The sequence below is a fragment of the Slackia sp. CM382 genome, assembly GCF_000293015.1.
In the GTDB taxonomy this organism is placed as follows: domain Bacteria; phylum Actinomycetota; class Coriobacteriia; order Coriobacteriales; family Eggerthellaceae; genus Slackia; species Slackia exigua.
In genome coordinates this window covers 1-20,062 of the sequence record NZ_ALNO01000016.1, presented here as the reverse complement: position 1 = coordinate 20,062, position 20,062 = coordinate 1, and the positions used below count along the sequence as shown (strand labels likewise).

Annotated in this window: 20 protein-coding genes; 2 read left to right on the top strand and 18 right to left on the bottom strand. The window is 64.8% G+C overall.

The annotated features are described in order from the left end of the window. Positions 1 to 21 precede the first annotated feature (21 nt). The 13 genes from ricT to HMPREF1155_RS05305 form a co-directional block, all read right to left on the bottom strand. Entirely contained in the window at positions 22 to 1,452 is a 1,431-nt protein-coding gene (gene ricT, locus HMPREF1155_RS05365; RefSeq protein WP_009078208.1) for a regulatory iron-sulfur-containing complex subunit RicT, read from the bottom strand. Further along, the gene (locus HMPREF1155_RS05360; RefSeq protein WP_006361605.1) at positions 1,445 to 2,566 is read right to left on the bottom strand and encodes a DNA polymerase III subunit delta'; all 1,122 of its coding nucleotides are present in this window, start codon (positions 2,564 to 2,566) and stop codon (positions 1,445 to 1,447) included. The genes ricT and HMPREF1155_RS05360 overlap by 8 nt, the downstream gene beginning before the upstream one ends. Next, positions 2,559 to 3,302, bottom strand: a complete 744-nt coding sequence (tmk, locus tag HMPREF1155_RS05355) for a dTMP kinase (RefSeq protein ID WP_006361606.1) — start codon at positions 3,300 to 3,302, stop codon at positions 2,559 to 2,561. The genes HMPREF1155_RS05360 and tmk overlap by 8 nt, the downstream gene beginning before the upstream one ends. Before the next feature lie 133 nt (positions 3,303 to 3,435). Next, entirely contained in the window at positions 3,436 to 3,723 is a 288-nt protein-coding gene (gene rplW, locus HMPREF1155_RS05350) for a 50S ribosomal protein L23 (RefSeq protein WP_006361607.1), read from the bottom strand. Then, entirely contained in the window at positions 3,723 to 4,346 is a 624-nt protein-coding gene (rplD, locus tag HMPREF1155_RS05345) for a 50S ribosomal protein L4 (RefSeq protein ID WP_006361608.1), read from the bottom strand. Before rplD ends, rplW begins: the two co-directional genes overlap by 1 nt. A gap of 33 nt (positions 4,347 to 4,379) precedes the next feature. After that, positions 4,380 to 5,000 (bottom strand): 50S ribosomal protein L3, encoded by a 621-nt coding sequence (gene rplC, locus HMPREF1155_RS05340; RefSeq protein ID WP_009078446.1) that lies wholly within the window; start codon positions 4,998 to 5,000, stop codon positions 4,380 to 4,382. Between the two features lie 14 nt (positions 5,001 to 5,014). Then, a complete protein-coding gene (gene rpsJ, locus HMPREF1155_RS05335; RefSeq protein WP_006361610.1) occupies positions 5,015 to 5,323 on the bottom strand; it encodes a 30S ribosomal protein S10 in 309 nt (102 codons plus the stop codon). 34 nt (positions 5,324 to 5,357) lie between these two features. Then, a complete protein-coding gene (gene fusA, locus HMPREF1155_RS05330; RefSeq protein ID WP_006361611.1) occupies positions 5,358 to 7,469 on the bottom strand; it encodes an elongation factor G in 2,112 nt (703 codons plus the stop codon). A gap of 12 nt (positions 7,470 to 7,481) precedes the next feature. Continuing rightward, complete coding sequence (gene rpsG, locus HMPREF1155_RS05325) at positions 7,482 to 7,952, bottom strand: 30S ribosomal protein S7 (protein ID WP_006361612.1); 471 nt, start codon at positions 7,950 to 7,952, stop codon at positions 7,482 to 7,484. Between the two features lie 92 nt (positions 7,953 to 8,044). Then, positions 8,045 to 8,416 (bottom strand): 30S ribosomal protein S12, encoded by a 372-nt coding sequence (rpsL, locus tag HMPREF1155_RS05320; RefSeq protein WP_006361613.1) that lies wholly within the window; start codon positions 8,414 to 8,416, stop codon positions 8,045 to 8,047. Between the two features lie 293 nt (positions 8,417 to 8,709). Continuing rightward, positions 8,710 to 9,177 carry a universal stress protein gene (locus tag HMPREF1155_RS05315; RefSeq protein WP_009078590.1) on the bottom strand — a complete coding sequence of 156 codons (468 nt, stop codon included), beginning with the start codon at positions 9,175 to 9,177 and terminating at the stop codon, positions 8,710 to 8,712. Between the two features lie 65 nt (positions 9,178 to 9,242). After that, positions 9,243 to 10,037, bottom strand: coding sequence for a pyrroline-5-carboxylate reductase (gene proC, locus HMPREF1155_RS05310; RefSeq protein WP_006361615.1), 795 nt, complete (start codon positions 10,035 to 10,037; stop codon positions 9,243 to 9,245). A gap of 24 nt (positions 10,038 to 10,061) precedes the next feature. Next, a complete protein-coding gene (locus HMPREF1155_RS05305; protein ID WP_009078289.1) occupies positions 10,062 to 11,426 on the bottom strand; it encodes a putative manganese-dependent inorganic diphosphatase in 1,365 nt (454 codons plus the stop codon). A gap of 145 nt (positions 11,427 to 11,571) precedes the next feature. Between HMPREF1155_RS05305 and sdaAA the strand changes: the two genes are divergently transcribed. Next, positions 11,572 to 13,209, top strand: a complete 1,638-nt coding sequence (sdaAA, locus tag HMPREF1155_RS05300; protein ID WP_009078425.1) for an L-serine ammonia-lyase, iron-sulfur-dependent, subunit alpha — start codon at positions 11,572 to 11,574, stop codon at positions 13,207 to 13,209. 206 nt (positions 13,210 to 13,415) lie between these two features. Here the strand turns inward: sdaAA and HMPREF1155_RS05290 are convergent, their stop codons facing one another. Beyond that, positions 13,416 to 15,728, bottom strand: a complete 2,313-nt coding sequence (locus tag HMPREF1155_RS05290) for an ATP-dependent helicase (RefSeq protein WP_009078758.1) — start codon at positions 15,726 to 15,728, stop codon at positions 13,416 to 13,418. 79 nt (positions 15,729 to 15,807) lie between these two features. After that, positions 15,808 to 16,740 carry an undecaprenyl-diphosphate phosphatase gene (locus tag HMPREF1155_RS05285; RefSeq protein WP_009078175.1) on the bottom strand — a complete coding sequence of 311 codons (933 nt, stop codon included), beginning with the start codon at positions 16,738 to 16,740 and terminating at the stop codon, positions 15,808 to 15,810. 479 nt (positions 16,741 to 17,219) lie between these two features. Here HMPREF1155_RS05285 and guaA point away from each other — a divergent pair, with 479 nt between their 5' ends. Beyond that, the gene (gene guaA, locus HMPREF1155_RS05280) at positions 17,220 to 18,812 is read left to right on the top strand and encodes a glutamine-hydrolyzing GMP synthase (RefSeq protein WP_009078661.1); all 1,593 of its coding nucleotides are present in this window, start codon (positions 17,220 to 17,222) and stop codon (positions 18,810 to 18,812) included. 114 nt (positions 18,813 to 18,926) lie between these two features. Here the strand turns inward: guaA and HMPREF1155_RS05275 are convergent, their stop codons facing one another. Genes HMPREF1155_RS05275 through HMPREF1155_RS05265 form a run of 3 tightly spaced genes read right to left on the bottom strand, consistent with a single transcriptional unit; the run spans position 18,927 to position 20,061 of the window. Then, entirely contained in the window at positions 18,927 to 19,340 is a 414-nt protein-coding gene (locus tag HMPREF1155_RS05275; protein ID WP_009078514.1) for an SMI1/KNR4 family protein, read from the bottom strand. Then, positions 19,340 to 19,786, bottom strand: a complete 447-nt coding sequence (locus HMPREF1155_RS05270; protein WP_009078366.1) for an HNH/ENDO VII family nuclease — start codon at positions 19,784 to 19,786, stop codon at positions 19,340 to 19,342. Before HMPREF1155_RS05270 ends, HMPREF1155_RS05275 begins: the two co-directional genes overlap by 1 nt. Further along, on the bottom strand, positions 19,786 to 20,061 hold the full coding sequence (locus HMPREF1155_RS05265; protein WP_009078576.1) for a DUF4417 domain-containing protein: 276 nt from the start codon (positions 20,059 to 20,061) through the stop codon (positions 19,786 to 19,788). Before HMPREF1155_RS05265 ends, HMPREF1155_RS05270 begins: the two co-directional genes overlap by 1 nt. Between the last annotated feature and the right edge of the window lies 1 nt (position 20,062).

The following is a 20,062-nucleotide window of genomic DNA, read 5'->3' as shown; positions in this document are numbered from 1 at the left end:
CTGCCGAAAAAGGTCGGTCGATCAGCTTTCGGAACCGGGGGCGTCCTTGCCCTGGGTCTTGTGCGAGCGCCTGCGCGCGCGGCGATGCTCGTCTGCGGGCATCGGCTTCGCGTCGGACAGCCCGCTTGAGCGCTGGCCCGGACGCGCACCCGATGAGCGGCGGAGCCCCTGGTCGTGGCGCGGCTGCTTGGAAGACGCGTCATGGGCCGCCTGGCCGTTCGCCTCATGGCGACGACGAGGACGCGCCTCGTCCCGCGGGCGCCTGGACGCCGCGTCCTGCGCGCGTTCGGCCGTACGGCGGCGCGGCTGACGACGAGGCGCGGACGGCTTGCCCTCGGACGACGCATCGGGGGCGGAACCGGAAGAGCGGCGGCGCCGGGGCGTGCGCGAGGACGAGGAACCCTGCGTATCCGAAGACGAGTTCGGCCTGCGGCGGCGTGAACGGCCGAGCGAAGGATCGGACGCATCCTTGCGTCCCGTGCGGGATGATCCGCGGCGGACGACGCCGCGCTCGGCGAGCGTGTCCTTGCCGGTGAAGATGGAATCGTCCACCAGGCTGCTCGTCTTCGCCGCGGCATCCGGATCGGCATGGTCGAAGTAGGCGTCTTCGGGCACGGTGTCGGGGCGGCCGCTGCCGGAGGCGTTGCGCTCGACCGTCATCTCGTCGACGGGCACCTTGATGCGCGTGCTGTCCGGCGTGAGCAGCGTCACGGTCTCGCGCGGGACGTTGATTTCTATCACCTTCGCCTCGCCGTCGGGCACAGCGACCTTCGCGCCCATCTTCGGGCAGCGGCACTTGAATTCCTTGTACACGTTGTTTTCATAGCGCAGGCAGCACATGAGGCGTCCGCAGACGCCCGAGATCTTCTGGGGGTTGAGCGAAAGGTCCTGGTCCTTGGCCATGCGGATGGACACGGGGTTGAACTTGCCGCCGAAACGGCGGCAGCACAGCTCGAGCCCGCAATGCCCCAGGCCGCCGACGATGCGGGCCTCGTCGCGCACGCCGATCTGATGCATGGCGACATGGACGTGGAATTCGGACGCGAGCACGCGCACCAGGTTGCGGAAGTCGACGCGATCGTCCGACTCGAAGTAGAAGATCGCCTTGTCGCCGCCGAAGAGGAATTCCACGGTCACAGGGCGCATGTCGACCTTCTGCTCGGCCACGATGCGCCTGAAGACAGGCAGCGCGTCTTCGGACTGCCGGCAGAGATCTTTCCATGACGCCGTGTCTTCCTCGGTGGCCACGCGCTCGACCGGCTTCAACGGCGAGCGCAGCGCCTTGATCGACTCCTGGTCGACGTCCATCAGGTTGTTATCGGCGATACCGTATTCGAGCCCGCGCTCCGTACGCACGATGAGCGCATCCCCGCGCGAGAATTCGACTCCGGCAGGATCGAACCACAGGGTGCGCGGATTATAGGTCAGCCGCACGGCTGCGACCTTAGGCATAGAGAACCTCTCTTATCTCGAAGAGCAGAGCTTCGATGCTTAGCTGCGGAGAAACATTATACGAAATGGCTTCGTCGGCCGACGAAGCCCGGGCGAGCGCCCTACATGCTTTCTGCACCGACGTGCGCGACGCGGCATCGGCGACGGCATCCCGCGCATCCGCGTTGACGACGAGCTCGGGCGTGCCTGCGCACGTGACCATGACGTCGCGCAGCCATGAACGGATGATCGACGTCATTTGAGCCAGAAGCTCGGTCGTCGCGCGTCCGAGGGCGCGCTTCTGCGTGGCGGCGAGTTCCTTGAGCGCCGATTTCTGCAGGTATTCGGCGCTTTCCTCGAGGATGCGCGCGTGATCGCGCTGGACTTCGTCGAGCGGTGCCTTCGAAGACGTGACCAGGTCGGCCGCGTAGTCGAGCACGTCGAGATCGTCGGCGCGCGCGAGCGATGCCAAGACCGTGAGAACCTTCTGGCGGAACAGCCCGCGCTCGGAGGAGCGCAGGAAAGCCGCAGCCTTGGTGACCGACCCGCCGCAGGTCTGGATGGCGATCTTCGCCTCGGCATCCGAACAGCCCACGTTCTGCACGAGGATCGACGCGGCCTCGTTCGCGGGGATGGTGCGGAACGGCACGACCTGGCATCGCGAGACGATGGTGGGAAGGATGCTCGAGGCGGTGCGTCCGAGCAGGATGATGACGACGTCGTCGGGCGGCTCTTCGAGCGTCTTCAGGAAGGCGTTCGCCGCCGAGGTGCCCATGCGGTCGACCTCGTCGACGATGTAGATCTTGCGCGCGCCCTGCATCGGCGCGAGCGTCACGTCCGCGACGACGGACCGCACCTGGTCGACCAGATAGCCCTGCGCGCCTTCGGGCGACAGGTGATGGATGTCGGGATGCGTGCGTCGGGAAACGCGGCGGCGGATGTCCTCGCGCGCGGACGGATCGTCTTCGTGCGCCTTGAGGATCTCCTCGGCGAAGGCGAAGGCCGCGGTCTCTTTGTTGGACCCGGCGACGCCCGTGAAGAGATAGGCATGGCTCACGCAGCGCTGCGCGACGCACGAGCGCAGGTAGGCCCGCACGCGCGGCTGCCCGTAGATGGCATCGAAGGCGTCAGGCATGGGACGCCTCGCACGGGCATGCCGATGGCGCGGATGCGGCGGCTTCCGCCAGCACCTCGGCAAGCATGGAAAGAAGAGCCTGCTGATCGACGTCGAAGAGGTCGGATACAGAAGCGACGACCTGCACCGCCGTATCTTCGACGCTGCCGGCCGACGAGACGGCGCGGAAGCGCTCGGGTTCGCAGGCCGCGAGGGCGTCGAATCCTTGCGCGACGCGCGCATGGAACCGATCGCTCGCCTGCTCCATCCGATCGGCGCCGAGCGTCGTCGCCCGAGCAAGGCCCGCATGCGCATCCGCGGCCTGCATGAGGAGCGTGCGGGCAGGAAGCGTTCCCTGGCATGCGAGCAGGTTGAGAAAGCGGACGGCATCGAGATCGATGCCGCGTCCATAGGCCTGGTAGGCCGTCGTGGAATCGATGAACCGATCGCAGAGGACGACCGCGCCGCGCTCGAGCGCAGGGGCGATCACCTGGGAAACGAGCTGGGCGCGCGAAGCTTCGAAGACGAAAAGCTCGGACAGGCCGCACATCTCCTCCCGATCCGGATCGAGCACCACCGCGCGCAAAGCCTCGCCCACGGACGTGCCGCCCGGTTCGCGCAGGCGCAGCACCTCATGGCCCAGACGCTCGAGCACATGGGCCAGAATGGCGATATGCGTGCTCTTCCCCGCCCCTTCGCCACCTTCGAAGGTGATGAAGACGCCGGATGAAGCGCTCTGGGCAGTGTGAATCGGCATAGGGCGGACCTTCGGGAAAAGGAAGCGCGCACGGGACGGAGCGCTTCCGATGAACATGAACCGTAACCTAGCAGTATAACGAAAAAGCCGCCCCGGAGGGCGGCTTTCACGCTTCATGCGGTTTCGTCGCGGCTTAGTTGCCGGCGAACAGCTCGATGGTGTCGCCTTCGGCGACGGTGACCATGGCCTTCTTCCACGAACGGGTAAGGCCGGGCTGCTGACGGACGCGCTTGGGCTTCGGCTTCACGTTGAGCGTGTTGACCTTGACGACCTTGACCTTGAAGATCTCTTCGACCGCTTTGCCGATCTCGATCTTGTTGGCATCCTTGGCAACCTCGAACGTGTAGACGTTACGGCTCATCATGTCGTAGCTATGCTCGGTGATGATGGGGCGGATGATAACCTCGCGAGGATCCTTCATTATGCAAGCACCTCCTCGAGGCGGTTCAGGGCCGCAACGGTCAGGACCAGGGCCTTGTTATCGATGATCTCGAGCGTGTGGGCGTCGGCCACGGGGATGACGGTCACGTTCGGGATGTTGCGGAAAGACAGGTACGTCACGACGTCGTCGTTGCCGATGACGATCGTGGTGCGGCGGTCCAAGCCGAGGGCCTTGAGGGCCGCGACGGCCTTCTTCGTGGAAGGCTCTTCGAAATCGAAGCCTTCGACGACGGTGAGCTGGCCGTCGGCAAGCTTCGCGGAAAGCGCGGAGCGCTCGGCGAGCTTGACTTCCTTGCGGTTGACGCGGAAGGCGTAGCTGCGGGGATGGGGTCCGAAGACCGTGCCGCCGCCGACCCAATGGGGCGCGCGGATCGTGCCCTGACGCGCACGGCCGGTGCCCTTCTGGCGCCACGGCTTGCGGCCGCCGCCGGAAACCTGGCCGCGGGTCTTGGTGCTGTGGGTGCCCTGACGCAGCGCCGCCTGCTGAGAGCGGACGACCTGATGCATCACCGGCACGTTCGGCTCGATGCCGAACACAGCGGCGTTCAGATCGGCCTCTTTGACCGTCTTGCCGCTTGCGTCTTTGATTTCAATCTTTGCCATTCTGATGAACTCCTCTAATACCGGTGCGGCGGATTAAGCCATGCGGACGCGCACGATGCCGCCCTTAGCGCCCGGAACAGCACCCTTCACGAGAATCAGGTTCTGCTCGGCGTCGATGCGGACGACCTCGAGGTTCTTCGTGGTCACGGTGTCGGTGCCCATGTGGCCCGGCATGCGGACGCCCTTGAAGACGCGGGAAGGCGTGGCGCACTGGCCGACCGAGCCGGGAGCACGGTGGAAGTGCGCGCCGTGGCCGCCCGGGCCGCCGGCGAAGCCGTGGCGCTTGATGACGCCCTGGAAGCCCTTGCCGATGGACGTGCCGGTCACATGGACCTTCTTCACGTCGGCGAAAACTTCGACGGTCTGGGTGTCGCCGACCTTGTAATCGGCGGCGGATTCGACGCGGACCTCGCGCAGATGGCGGGTGGGCTCCACGCCGGACTTCGCGAAATGGCCGCCCATGGGCTTGTTGACCTTCTTGGCCTTGATGGCGCCGAAGCCCAGCTGAACGGCCTCGTAGCCGTCGGTTTCCTTGGTCTTGACCTGGCAGACCGTGTTCGGCTCGGCAACGATGACGGTCACAGGGACGACCTGGTCGTTCTCGTTGAAGAGCTGGGTCATGCCGAGCTTCTTGCCGTAGATGGCGTTGATCATCTCTCACACACTCCTTACAGCTTGATCTCGATGTCGACGCCAGCCGGCAGGTCGAGGCGCATGAGCGAATCGACCGTGTTGGGGGTCGGCTCGAGGATGTCGATCAGGCGCTTGTGCGTGCGCATCTCGAACTGCTCGCGAGAATCCTTGTCGACGTGCGGGCCGCGCACGACCGTGAAGAGGTTGCGCTCGGTCGGCAGGGGGATAGGTCCGGAGACCTTGGCACCGGTCTTCTGGGCGGTGTCGACGATGAGCTTGGTGGACTGGTCCACGATCTCATGGTCATAGCCCTTCAGGCGGATGCGAATCTTCTGATTAGCCACTTTGATTTCCTCCGTAAGAATCCAGCATGCGCCCTTAGGAAGCGCTGCCGCCAGCTTTGCTGATGATTTCCTCGGCAACGTTCTTGGGAACGGCCTCGTACGAGTCGAACTGCATGGTGTAGGATGCGCGGCCCTGCGTCGTGGAACGAAGGTCGGTCGCGTATCCGAACATCTCGGACAGAGGCACCTTGGCGGAGATGGTCTTCGCGTTGCCGCGATCGCCCATGCCCTGGATCTGGCCGCGGCGGCTGGACAGGTTGCCCATGACGTCGCCCATGTAATCCTCGGGAGTCTCGACCTCGACGGCCATCATAGGCTCGAGGATGACCGGAGCGGCCTTGCGCAGGGCGGCCTTGATGGCCATCGAGCCTGCGACCTTGAAGGCGGCTTCGGAGGAGTCGACCTCGTGGTAGGAGCCGTCGACCAGCTCGACCTTGATATCCACGACCGGATAGCCGGCCAGGACGCCGGAGTCGAGGGCTTCCTGGATGCCCTTGTCGATGGAGGGGATGTATTCCTTCGGCACGACGCCGCCGACGATCTTGTTCTCGAATTCGTAGCCCGCGCCCTGCTCCTGCGGATACAGGTTGATGACCGCATGGCCGTACTGGCCGCGGCCGCCGGACTGGCGGACGAACTTGCCTTCGACGTTCAATGCAGGCTGCGTGGCGGTTTCGCGGTACGCGACCTGCGGCTTGCCGACGTTGGCCTCGACCTTGAATTCGCGGAGCAGACGGTCGACGATGATCTCCAGGTGCAGCTCGCCCATGCCGGCGATGATCGTCTGGCCGGTCTCCTGGTTGGTGGAGACGCGGAACGTCGGATCCTCTTCGGCGAGCTTCTGCAGCGCGAGGCTCATCTTGTCCTGCTCGGCCTTGGTCTTGGGCTCGACGGCGATATCGATGACCGGGTCGGGGAATTCCATGGACTCGAGGATGATCGGATGGTCGGCATCGCAGAGGGTGTCGCCCGTCGTGGTGTCCTTGAGGCCGACGGCGGCGACGATATCGCCCGCGGCACAGTTCGTGCGATCGATGCGGTCGTTCGCGTTCATCTCGAGGATGCGGCCGATGCGCTCGCGCTTGCCCTTGGTGGCGTTCAGCGCGTAGGAACCGGACTCGAGGGAGCCGGAATACACGCGGAAGTACGTGAGCTTGCCGACGAACGGGTCGGTCATGATCTTGAAGGCGAGCGCGGCGAACGGCTCCTTGAGGTCGCTCGGACGGGCCTCCTCTTCGTTGGTGTCGGGGTTCGTGCCCGTGATGGCCGCGACGTCGGTCGGGGCGGGCAGATAGTCCACGACGCCGTCGAGCAGTTCCTGGACGCCCTTGTTCTTGTAGGAGGAACCCACGAAGACCGGGTGCAGGGCGCAGTCGATGGTGCCCTTGCGGATGGCGGCCTTGAGCTCGTCGACCGTGACGGCTTCGTCCATGAGGACCTTCTCCATCATCGCGTCGTCGCAGTCGGCGGCGGCTTCGAGGAGCTCCTGATGGCGAATCTCGGCCTCTTCGGCGAATTCGGCCGGGATGGCGTCCATCGGCTCGGGATAGGTCATGCCCTTGTCGTCGGCCTTGAAGTCCCAGGCGGTCATCGTCACAAGGTCGATGACGCCCCAGAAGTTGTCTTCGGCGCCCATCGGCATCTGCACGGCGACGGCAGGCGCGCCCAGACGCTCGTGCATCGTGTCGATGGCATGGAAGAAGTCGGCGCCGACGCGGTCGTACTTGTTGATGTACGCGATGCGGGGCACGCCGTAGCGGTGGGCCTGGCGCCAGACGGTCTCGGACTGGGGCTGGACGCCGGCGACCGCGTCGAAGACGGCGACGGCGCCGTCGAGCACGCGCAGGGAGCGCTCGACTTCGGCGGTGAAGTCGACGTGGCCCGGGGTGTCGATGATCTGGATGCGGTGCTCGACGCCGTCCTTCTCCCAGAAGGTGGTCGTGGCCGCGGACGTGATGGTCACGCCGCGCTCCTGCTCCTGGACCATCCAGTCCATCGTGGCCGCGCCCTCGTGGACCTCGCCGATCTTATGGGTCTTGCCCGTGTAATAGAGAATACGCTCGGTCGTGGTGGTCTTACCGGCATCGATGTGGGCCATGATGCCGATATTGCGCGTATTCTTCAGAAGGTTTTTCTTGTCTGCCATGAGTTGCGCCCCTTAGAAACGATAGTGAGAGAACGCACGGTTGGACTCGGCCATCTTGTAGAGATCCTCGCGACGCTTCACGGAAGCGCCGGTGTTCTCGGAGGCATCGATGATCTCCTGCGCGAGGCGCTGGGCCATGGTGTGCTCCTTGCGCTTGCGGGAGAAGTCGACGATCCAACGAATGGCGAGCGTGGTCGCGCGACGGGGGTTGACCTCCATCGGGACCTGATAGGTTGCGCCGCCGACGCGCTTGGGCTTGACCTCAAGGGTGGGGCGGACGTTGTCCATGGCTTTCTTGAAGACGGACAGGGCATCCTGGCCGGTCTTCTCGGCGACGATGTCGAACGCACCATAGACGATGTTCTCGGCGACGGACTTCTTGCCGTCGAGGAGAACCTTATTGATCAGCTGCGTGACCAGACGGTTGTTGAACCTTGCGTCCGGCTGGACTTCACGACGGGTTGCTGCTGCACGACGCGGCATAGTGTTGCTCCTTCATGTTCTGTGCGTGCTTCCGGGCGGCCTTCCGCCCATTAGGCCGGGCCTCTTGCCTGACCCGCACGGCTTACTCCTACTTATTTAGGGCGCTTGGCGCCGTAACGGCTGCGAGCCTGCCTGCGCTTGTCGACCGCGGAGCAGTCGAGGGCGGCGCGGATGATCTTGTAGCGGACGCCAGGAAGGTCCTTGACGCGGCCGCCGCGGATGAGCACCATGGAGTGCTCCTGCAGGTTATGGCCTTCACCGGGAATGTACGCGGTGACTTCCATGCCGTTGACCAGACGGACGCGCGCGACCTTGCGCAGCGCCGAGTTCGGCTTCTTCGGGGTGGTGGTGTACACGCGGGTGCACACGCCACGCTTCTGGGGGTTGCCCTTGAGCGCCGGGGTCTTCTTCTTGTCGACCTGCTTGGCGCGGCCCTTGCGGACCAGCTGGTTGATAGTAGGCAAAGCTTTGCTCCTTTTTCGCCTATCTTGCCTTGACCTCGCGGTTCGTCCTGACATCGACGGACGGGCCCTTCGGTCCTTACGTGTCTTTGCACGCAGCTGAAGCGCACGAAAACAGTGCCCCTCGCGGAGACACGAGTGGGAACTTTATCACCGCTGACATGGGGTGTCAAACGCCACGCATCCGGGCGTATCCATATCATGAAGCCAAAGAAACGCCTGGTGGAGGGGTTAACGAAGGATACGGGAGCACCCGACGACCATCAAAGCACGACAATTCGCGGAAATGCAGGGAGCTAACGTTCGATCAGCACGGGGCATTCGACGTTGCGCAGGACGGCGTAGCTGACCGATCCGAGCGTGCCGCGCACCGCATCGAGGCCGCGGCTGCCCATGACGATCACGTCCACGTCGTGAGCGCGCGCATAGCCGGCGATGACCTTGCTCGGCTTGCCCTGCTCGACGACGAGGTCGAAGCCGTCGGCCGATCCGAACTGCTTGGACACCATGGATTCGAGCTTCGCGCGCTGGAACGCGAGGTAGCTCGCGCGCATGGCATCGAACCGGGCCTCGCTCGCACGGCCCATTCCCGACATCTCCTCCGCCAGGATGAACGGGGTCGAATCGAAATCGGGCACAGCGGCGACATAGAGAACCGTCACCTTCGCATCGGGCGTGGAAGCCGCCCAGCCATGGGCGGTCGCCAGCGCGTTGCGCGACGAATCGGACCCGTCAAACGGAACGAGGATGCTCTTGTACTCCATTATGACCTCCTTTTTCCGAATGCGAGGCATCTGCCACGGCATCATTGTACCGCAGCCGCGGGGCCTTAGCCGAAATCGCGCGACTTCTCGCAGGTCGCATGCAGGGCTTCCATGACGGACGAGCGGAAGCCGAGCTCCTCGAGGACGCGGACGCCTTCGATCGTGGTGCCTGCCGGCGAGCAGACGGCATCCTTGAGCGCGGCGGGATGCGCGCCGTCTTCGAGCGCCATGCGCGCCGATCCGGCGACGGCCTGGGCGGCGAAGCGGTAGGCCTGGGCGCGCGGCATGCCTTCGAGCACGGCGGCATCGGCCATGGCCTCGATCATCATGAAGACGAAGGCGGGCGACGAGCCGGCAAGCGCGGTAGCCGCATCCATGAGCGATTCGGGGATGACCTCGAAGCGGCCGAAGGCGGCGGCGATGGATTCGGCCGTGCGGCGATCGGCGGCGCTCACCGCATCGGCGAAGGAGACCGAAGTCATCCCCTCTCCTACCGCGGCGGGCATGTTGGGCATGAAGCGCGCGACGTTCTCGGTGCGGGCGCGCGACGCAATCCAGGCGATCGGCTTGCCGGCAGCGATGCTCACGAGCAGCGCATCTTCGCGGATGATGCCGTTCACTTCGGATAAGACCAGATCGCAGACCTGAGGCTTCACCGCAAGCACGACGACGTCGCACGCGGCGGCCGCCGCATTGTCGGCGGAAACATTGATGCCGAAGCGCGCGGACGCATCCGCACGCGTCACGGACGAGGGCGCGCACGCCGTGATGTCGGCGGCGGCAAAGGCCTCCGATGCTGTCAGGCCCGCGATCATCGCGCGCGCCATCTTCCCGCAGCCTATGAACCCGATCGTCGTCATGGAAGCCTTCCTTCCTCGCGTCCTCTACGCCCCGAGAATGCGCGCGGCGACCTGCTTCTTGCGCGACAGCACGCCGGGCATCCAAGTGCTTCCGTCCTTGCAGCTGATATCGAAGGCGCGCTCGACGATGCGACGGTTGCCCTCGGAGATGAACTGGCTGCCTTCGGCGATGATGTCGGTCACCATGAGCAGGGCGAACTCGTAGCCGTGGTCTTCGACCAGCGTGCGCAGGTATGCGCGGATCTCGTCCTCGCGCTCGAGCACCGCCTGCAGGGCGACGGTCTCGTGCTGGGCGATGAGCACGACCGAATCGCCCAGCTGGAATTCCTTGGAATCCGCGCCGACGAGCTTGCCGACGGGCAGATCCGCCTCGCCGCCGCGGCAGCGGAAGATCTCGATGCCGAATTCGACGTGGTCGACGCCGAGGATGCTCGAGAGATAGGCGACCTGGTCGCGGTCGAACGCGGTGGCGGTGGGCGACTTCAGGATGACCGTGTCGGTCAGGCAGGCGGACAGGAGCACGGCCGCGATCGGCACGGGGATGTCGATCCCTTCGTTGCGCGCGAGGCTCGTCACGATGGCGGCCGACGAGCCGACCGGCATGTTGGTGAAGCGGATGGGCAGCGCCGTGGAAACGTCGCCGATGCGGTGATGGTCGACGATCTCGACGATCTCCGCCTCTTCGATGCCCGTGGCGGCCTGGCGGGTCTCGTTGTGGTCGACGAGGATGACCTTCTGGCGCGGCTTGGCGGCGACATCGGAGCGGGTCACGATGCCGATGCACATTCCCGCGTCGTCGAGGACGACGGCCTCGCGCAGAGCGCTCGCCATCAGATCCTCGACGGCTTCGCCGAGCAGGCCCTCCGCCTCAAGCGAGAGCACGTCGGTCTCAAGCACGTCGTCGACCTTTTCGAACAGGGACTTGACCAGATCGTCGGTCACCGCGGCGCAGGCGTCCTTCGCGTCGAGCGCCTCGTCGTCGACGCGGTCGGTGGCGGAGATGTAGCGCTCGGCGATCATGCGGGTCGTGATCAGGCCCGCATAGGAGCCGTCGTCGTTGGTGACGACGAGAGACCGCACGTTGTGCCTGCGCAGCGAACGGCCCGCCTCGATGAGCGGCGCGTCGTGCGCGATGCTGATGGGATCGGCGGTCATGACGTCGCGCACGCGGGCGCAGACGTTGGAGATGGCGCGCGGCGCCTCGACGCCGTACTTCTCGAATATATAGGCGGTCTCCGCTGGGAGAGGGCCCAGACGCACCGGCTCGAAGACGTCGTCGGAGCCGTCGCGACGGGCGATCTCGTTTTTCAGCCACGCGTATCCGACGGCAGACGAAATCGCATCGTTATCTGGGTTTTTGTGCCCCATCACCAGAATCGGTGAAGCCATTTTGCATTCCTTTCGGGTCAGTCGTGATCCACAGCGGGCAAGTGTATCATGGGCACGCGCATGCCCCTCGGCCATGCCCGCGGGATGCGCTCGAAACGCACAATCAGGCATTGAGCCGCGCCTCGGGCGCGGAAAGGAGCCTTACGTGAAGATCATCAGCATCCGCGACGTCATCGGCCCCATCATGATCGGCCCGTCGAGCAGCCATACGGCCGGCGCGCTGCGCATCGCGCTCATGTGCCGGCGCCTGCTGTCGGGCACGCCCGTCGCCGCCGATTTCAAACTCTACGGAAGCTTCGCCCAGACCCACGACGGTCACGGCACCGACAAGGCGCTCGTCGCCGGCATGCTCGGCATGGCGCCCGACGACGAACGCATCCGCGACTCGTTCGACTGCGCTCGGGCGGCCGGGCTCGCCTTCACGCTCACGCCGCGCGCCGCCGACCACGTCGACCACCCCAACACCGTGGACATCGATGTGACCGACGACACCGGCGCGCACGTATCGGTGCGCGGCGAGAGCATCGGCGGCGGCGCGGCCGTCATCACGCGCATCAACGGCGTCGACGTACGCTTGACCGGGGAATTCCACAGCGTCGTCATCCGACAGACCGATGCGAAGGGCGTGCTCGCGCACATCGCGAGCATCATCAGCGCCTGCGACATCAACATCGCCACCACGCGCCTGTTCCGCGAGAAGAAGGGCGATACCGCCTACACGATCATGCAGACCGACGACGAAATCCCCGCAGGGATCGCCGACGCGCTGCTGGTGCACCCCGACATCCACGACGTGCGCATCGTGAAGAGCGACCGCGCCTCCGACGCCATCCCGCCCGAACACGCGAGCGGCCCCGGCACGGGCTTCGGCGCGGACATGACGGCCGAGGAAGCCGCCGCGGCATTCGATGAGATCGATTTCGCGAACGGCCGCGAGCTGCTCGCCTACTGCGAACGCGAAGGAATCAGAATTTCGGAGGCCATCTGCCGGCGCGAGCGCTGCCTGCTCGCCGCCGACGGCATCGCCGTGGACGACACGCGCAACTACCTGATGGGCGCGCTCGAGATCATGCGCGCCTCGGCCACGACGCCGATCGCAGCGCCGAGGGAATCCATCGGCGGGCTGCTGGGCGGCGAAGCACAGAAGCTCGATGCGCTGACGACGGGGCCGCTCGACCCGCTCATGGCCAAGGCGACCACGTACGCGATGGCCGCGCTCGAAACCAACGCGTCGATGGGACGCATCGTGGCCGCGCCGACGGCGGGCGCCTGCGGCGTGATCCCCGGCGTGCTGCTCGCCTGCCAGGACGTCTACGGATTCACCGACGAGCAGCTGCGGGACGCGCTCGCGAACGCCGCCGCGATCGGATACCTGATCACGCGCAACGCCAGCGTGTCGGGCGCGGAGGGCGGCTGCCAGGCCGAAGTCGGATCCGCCTCGGCCATGGCCGCGAGCGCGGTGACGGAGCTCTTCGGCGGCACGCCGCGCCAATGCCTCGACGCGGCGGGAAACGCGTCGATGGGGCTCATGGGGCTCGTATGCGACCCGATCGCCGGCCTCGTCGAGGTGCCCTGCCAGAAGCGCAATGCCACGGGAGCCGCCAACGCGCTCGTTTCGGCGCAGATCGCGCTCGCCGGCATCGGCAACTTCGTCAATTTCGACGAGACGATCGACGCCCAGCGCCGCGTAGGCGCCTCGCTTCCCTTCGAGCTGCGCGAAAGCGCCTTGGGCGGCATCGCCGCCACCCCGACGGCCTGCTCGTTCTGCGCAGGGTGCAAGTAGACGAAGCATGCACGGCGCCGCCGTCGGCCGTCCCGCATCGATGCACGACGTCTATCCCCCCGCTTCGATGCGCCATCGCTCGCTCGGAGGCGCCGCCGACCGCCCCATTCTTCTAGCACGAGAAAGGCCCGCCGATGCGGGCCTTTCGTCTATCTGCACGTACCGCGACGAAACCGGAATGCACAGGCATGCAGCCGCGAGCCGCCCTACGTCTCGATCTTGACGATGGGCGCGTAGTCCTTCAAGAGCTTCTTCGTCACATTGCCCTTGACGAACTTTATGTGCAGCATGTCGCCATCGACCTTGGTCACGCGACCGCGGCCGAAGGTCTTGTGGTCGACGACGTCGCCGGCGGCGAACATGACGGACGCCGCCGATTTCTTCCCGATGTTCGGGCTTACGCGGCCGCGGCTGCGGCTGTAACTCGTCGACGAGAGGCCGAAGACGCGCCCCTCCCCCGCCTCGGTGCCGCTGCCCGAGATGCCGCGGCGGCTTCCGCGCTTCTCCCAGCCGGTGCCCGATAGGCCCTCGCTGCCGAGGCCGATGCTATGCCGCAGGTCGGAAGGGATCTCCCCCACGAAGCGCGATACGGGGTTCGCGTTGGTCTCGCCGTACATCTTGCGCGTGGCGGCGCAGGTCAGGTACAGCTTCTTGCGTGCGCGCGTGATGGCGACGTAGGCCAGGCGGCGCTCTTCCTCGAGGCCCGCCTCGTCGTGGCTCGAATTCATATGCGGGAAGAGCGATTCCTCCATGCCGGCGGAGAAGACCGCGTCGAATTCCAGGCCCTTGCTCGAATGGATCGTCATCATCGTGACCGCATGGCCGTCGGCGTCGGCCGCGGCATCCAGGTCGGTGCGCAGACGGACCCATTCGATGAAGTCGGCCATGCTCTCGGGCGAGAGCTGGCGCACGTCGGCGAGCAGGCGCACGCCTTCGGGCGGCAGCGCGCTTTCATCGACCTCGTGCGTTTCGATGTATTCGTCCACGACCGACAGGAATTCACGGATGTTCTCGACGCGGCTCTGAGCCTCGTCCGTATGCTCGGCTTCAAGAGCCGCGATCAGCCCGCTCTTGTCGATGACGGCCTCGATGACCTTGCGCAGATCGCCTGCATAGGTGCCGGCCTCCGCGATGAGCCCGGTGAAGGACGCGAGCGCGCTGCGGGTGCTCGCGCGCAGGGTTTCGTCGGCGACGCATGCCTGAGCGGCCTGCATGAACGTCAGGTGCAGGGTCTGGGCCACCGCATCGATGTGTTCGATGGTCGTGCGGCCGATGCCGCGGCGCGGGACGTTGATGACGCGCTTGGCGGCGATGTCGTCGGCCGGGTTCACGATAAGGGTCAGATAGGCCATGACGTCGCGGATCTCGGCGCGATCGAAGAACTTGGTGCCGCCGACGATGCGGTAGGGCACGCCGGCGCGCAGCAGCATGTCTTCAAGCGACCGGCTCTGCGCATTGGTGCGGTAGAAGACCGCCGTCTCGTCGTACGAGATCCCTTGGCCGTGCAGGCGTTCGATCTCGCCTGCGATCCAGCGGCCTTCATCGCGTTCGTCGGGCGCCATATAGACCGATATCTTGTCGCCCTCGCCCGCTTCGGTGAAGAGCTTCTTGGCCTTGCGATTGCGGTTATGGGAAACCACGGCGTTCGCGGCGGCAAGGATCGTGCCGGTGGAGCGGTAGTTCTGCTCCAGCTTGACCGAGCGCGCCTGCGGATAGTCCGACTCGAATTCGAGGATGTTGCGGATGTCGGCGCCGCGCCACGAGTAGATCGACTGGTCGTCGTCGCCCACGACCATGATGTTGCGGTTCTTCGCCGCGAGCTGCTTGGTGATTTCGTACTGGGCGTGGTTGGTGTCCTGATATTCGTCCACGAGCAGGTACTTGAAACGGTCCTGGTAGGCGGCCAGCACGTCGGGATGATGCTTGAACAGCAGGTACGTGTAGAGAAGCAGGTCGTCGAAGTCGAAGGAGTTCGCCGCGCGCAGGCGCTCCTGCAGGCGCTCGTAGACGCGGGCGCATACCTTGGCGGTCGGGTCGTGGGCTTCATCGGCGAAGACGCCGGGCACGATGAGCTCGTTTTTCGCCGTGGATATACGGCTGCGGATGGCGTTGACGGGCCAGCGCTTCGGGTCGATGTTCAGCTCGGCCATGATGTCTTTCACCAGGCGCTTCGAATCATCGTCGTCGTAGATGGTGAAGCCTTGGAAAAAGCCCAGGCGCTCGCAGTCGGTGCGCAGGATGCGCACGCACATGCTGTGGAAGGTGCTCACCCACATGCCGCGGGCGGCGGGGCCCACGAGGCGGCCGAGGCGCTCGCGCATCTCGGCGGCGGCCTTGTTGGTGAACGTGATGGCCAGAATCTGCCACGGCTGGATGCCCAGGTCTTCGAGCATATGGGCGATGCGATACGTGAGCACGCGCGTCTTGCCGCTGCCGGCGCCCGCGAGGACGAGCAAGGGTCCTTCGGTGCAGAGCACCGCTTCGCGCTGGGGGCCGTTGAGGGTATCGAGGTCTATCATCCGTGCGTGCCTTTGCCTTTCGCTGTGTCGATTCCGGAGTGCGCCTGCATCGCCTCCCGTGGCGGTGCGTTCGGCGGCGTTACGCGGCCAAGCCTTTCGCGAGGAAGTAGCCGAGCACGATAACGCCGACGACGATGCGGTAGACGCCGAAGGGCGCGAAGTCGTTGCGTTTGATGTAGCCCATCAGGAATTTGATGGAGACGACGGACACGAGAAACGCGGTCACGATGCCGACGACGAGGACGGCGATCTCGGTCGAGTCCATGGCAAGGCCTGCATGCGCGATGTATTTCACAATCTTCACCAGGCCCCAGCCGAACATGATGGGGATGGCCAGGAAGAACGTGAATTCCGCGGCAGCCGTGCGCGAGCAGCCGGTAAGCATGCCGCCGATGATGGTGGCGCCGGAGCGGGACGTGCCGGGAATGATGGCGAGCACCTGGAAGCAGCCGATCTTGAGGGCGGTCCGCCAATCGATGTCGTCGACCGTGCGCACGGCGAACAGGCCGTCGGGATCGAGCGAGCCGTCGGCTAGACGCGGAACGTCGCCTTTGACGGCGCCGGATTCCACGCCGCGCGCATAGGCGGCGAAGCGACGGGCGTTGCGGCGCTCGAGCGCGATGAAGATGACGCCGTAGGCGATGAGCATGGCGGCCACCACGTAGGCATGGTAGAAGTGCGTGTTCACCCAGTCGTCGAGCAGGATGCCCACGACGGCGGCGGGCACGCATCCGATGACGACCATGCCCCACAAACGCCAGGTGCTGCGGCGCTCGTCCGGGGTCTTCGTGCGGGCGAAGGGGTTGAGCTTCGAGAAGTACAGGATGATGACGGCCATGATGGCGCCGATCTGGATGACCACGAGAAAGAGCGCGAGGAATTCGGGAGTGACGTCGAGCTTCACGAATTCGTCCACCAGGATCATGTGTCCGGTGGATGATACGGGAAGCCATTCGGTCAGGCCTTCGACAACGCCGATGAGCAGCGCCTTGAGCGCTTCGAGTGCGATCATGGATACCGTCAGCTTTCGGTTGGAAGCGCGCAGGAAGCGCGCATGGTTCGGGCGGGAATTCAGCGTGGATATGATACGCGCATAGGCGCGCCGGGACGAGGGGCCGGGCAGGTCTTCGGAGAATCAACGCAGGGGCGGATGGAGTCGCCGGTGCCTTCGCTATTCAAGGCCTGATGAACGCTGCAAGGATGGACAAGACGGCGAGACCTCCCCTGTTTTGAGCTTCGTGGACATGGTGCTGGTCACGAGTTTCGCGCCGGTGCGCATCCGTCTCCGCTGTCGCCGGCGTATGCGAGGCAGCGCTCCCGATCCATGCTGAGGCTTCCGATTCACGCTGCGGCTCCTGATGCGGTTTCATCCCTTCTTCGCCCATTTGCACACGCCATGCGCTATGCTTGCAACCCGAAAACACTTGCCTGGATATTCAGGCAAGCACGTCTTGAGTGCATATGTAGGCGCATATCAGCTAAGGAGCCCGCATGAGTGAGACCGCCCTGCCCGAAGAGAACGTCATCGTGCTCGATTTCGGCGCCCAGTACGGGCAGCTGATTGCACGGCGCGTGCGCGATCTGGGGGTGTTCTCCTCCATTGTGGCGTGCGATGCGCCCGCCGAGGAGATCGCCGCCATGAAGCCGTCGGCCCTCATCCTGTCGGGCGGCCCGGCGAGCGTGTATGCGGAGGATGCGCCTTCGGTCGATCCGAAGGTCTTCGAGCTGGACGTGCCTGTGCTCGGCTTCTGCTACGGGCAGCAGATCATGGCGACGACGCTCGGCGGCGAGGTCGGCCATACCGAGAAGGGCGAATACGGCGCGGCGCCGCTGTCGCGTCGCGGCGAGAGCAGGCTTCTGGCGGGAACGCCCGAGGAGCAGACCGTCTGGATGAGCCATCGCGACGCCGTGAGCCGCGTGCCGGAAGGGTTCGTCGTCACGTCGGTCACCGACACCTGCCCGGTGGCTTCGATGGAATGCGCAGAGAAGATGCTGTTCGCGACGCAGTTCCATCCCGAGGTGCGCCATACCGGCCACGGCAGCGACATGCTGAAGAACTTCCTGTTCGAGATCTGCGGGCTTTCGGCCACGTGGTCGATGGAGAATCTGGTGGATTCGATGGTCGCGTCGATCCGCGAGACCGTGGGCGACGATCGCGTCATTTTGGCGCTTTCGGGCGGCGTGGACTCCAGCGTCGTGGGCGCGCTCCTGTCGCGTGCGATCGGCAAGCAGCTGACCTGCGTGTTCATTAATCATGGACTGCTGCGCAAGAATGAGCCCGAAGAGGTGGAGCGCGTGTTCACCGAGCAGTTCGACGTGGATTTCGTGCACGTGCATGCCGAAGAGCGCTATGCCGAGCTGCTCGACGGCGTGGTGGAGCCGGAACAGAAACGGCGCATCATCGGCACGCAGTTCTGGAAGGAGTTCTTCGCCGTCGCGCAGAAGACGGGCGGCGTGAAGTACCTGGCCCAGGGCACGATCTATCCGGACATCATCGAGAGCGGCGCGCGCAAGACCGGCGGCAAGGCGTCCACGATCAAGAGCCACCACAACCTGATCCCCTTCCCCGAGGGCGTGCATTTCGATCTGATCGAGCCGCTCGACCACTTCTTCAAAGACGAGGTACGCGCGCTGGGCACGGCGCTCGGGCTGCCCGACCGCATCGTGCATCGCCAGCCGTTCCCGGGACCGGGCTTGGCGATTCGCATCATCGGCGCTGTGAGTCCCGAGAAGCTCGAGATCCTGAAGAACGCCGATGCGATCGTGCGCGAAGAGCTGGATGCATACAACGCGCGACTGTTCGAGAAGACCGGCGAGAGGAACAGCGAGCACAGCTGCTGGCAGTACTTCGCCGTGCTGCCCGACATCAAGAGCGTGGGCGTCATGGGAGACGAGCGCACGTACGCGCGGCCGGTGATCCTGCGCGCGGTGGAGAGCTCGGACGCTATGACGGCCGACTGGGCGAAGCTGCCGTACGACGTGCTTGCGCGCGTGAGCGGCCGCATCGTGGCCGAGGTGCCGGGCGTGAACCGCGTGGCGTACGACATCACGTCCAAGCCGCCTGCAACGATTGAGTGGGAGTGACGGAAAGCCGCCCGAAGTGCGCATTTCCCCAGCTTAGCATGCTAAACCCCTCTGTCGAATTGTGCTTGACAGAGGGGTTTTTAGCCCGCATACGCCTTTCTAGGCTGGTTTAGCCTACAGGTTCTCGATTGCGTCGTTAAGACGGTCTACCAGATAATCGTCGAAGCAGGCATATTCGACTCGAGGATCCTCATCGATGGACCAGGACACAACTTCGCCCGTGTTCACGTCGATGCAATACAACCATTCGTCGCAGTTCTCGATAACGAGAAGGCTGTCGGGAAGACCGTCCTCACGATACTCGAGGGTCTCTTCCAAAAAGGAGATGCTCCCATCAAACCCGACCCCAAGAATCTCGAAGCCAATTCCGCCGTGGCTATAAATGTTGAGGTACTCGAGGAACTGCTCGGGGACGATGAACCCAAGCTTTTCCTCTACTTCGGCAAGCATCTCCTGGGTCGGTGCGACTTTGGTAAAAGAGCCCTTGTCCCCAAGTCGGGTCATCAAGTCGTTGATTCTGCCGTTCATTACTTTCCTTTTTTTAGGTGTTGCTGGGCGCGCCACTTCCAATAGGCGCTCCGGAAGTTGTTGTACTGTTTCACGAGGTCAGGGTTGTTCCTGAAGCTGTTGCCTCTACCCACGAGCCCGTGCAAGGTCCGCTTGTACTCTCGGTGGGTAACCTCCCGAACCTCAGCCATCGGACCGCTCTCTTGCTGCAAGATGTGATGCAACTGGACAGGCTTGCCATCGTTTCCGATTGGAGCATCGCTGTCCATCATACGCTGCAGATTTGTCCTTTTCGTCTTGGAATCATAGTAACCGAAGTCGATGTCGTTGCGCTGGTAAACCCTGCGGCTCACGTCGCGCACCTCACCTCCGACGGTGACGGTTCCCTCGTACCAAACCCGCGTGAAGATCTTCGTCTTGCCCGACCCGGAGGTGTAGCCGAACCCGCCGTGCTCGCCGGTACCCATCACGCCACCTCCCCGTGCGCGCGGGAGATCTCGCTGTCGAACTGGACGATCTCGATACCCATGTCGCGGTACCTGCCGAAGACCTCCTCGGGCGCGCTGCCGTAGACGACGATGGCCTTGGGGCAAAGGCGCCTGACGACCACGGCGAGACCTTCCTCGAAGAAGCGCCTGTCCTCGGCGGACTGCACAGCGCCCACCGTGCCAACCGCGATGACGCTGCCCTTGGGTGCCCCGTCGCAGCAGACGCGGTAGGTGCGGCGGTCGCCCCAGCGCACG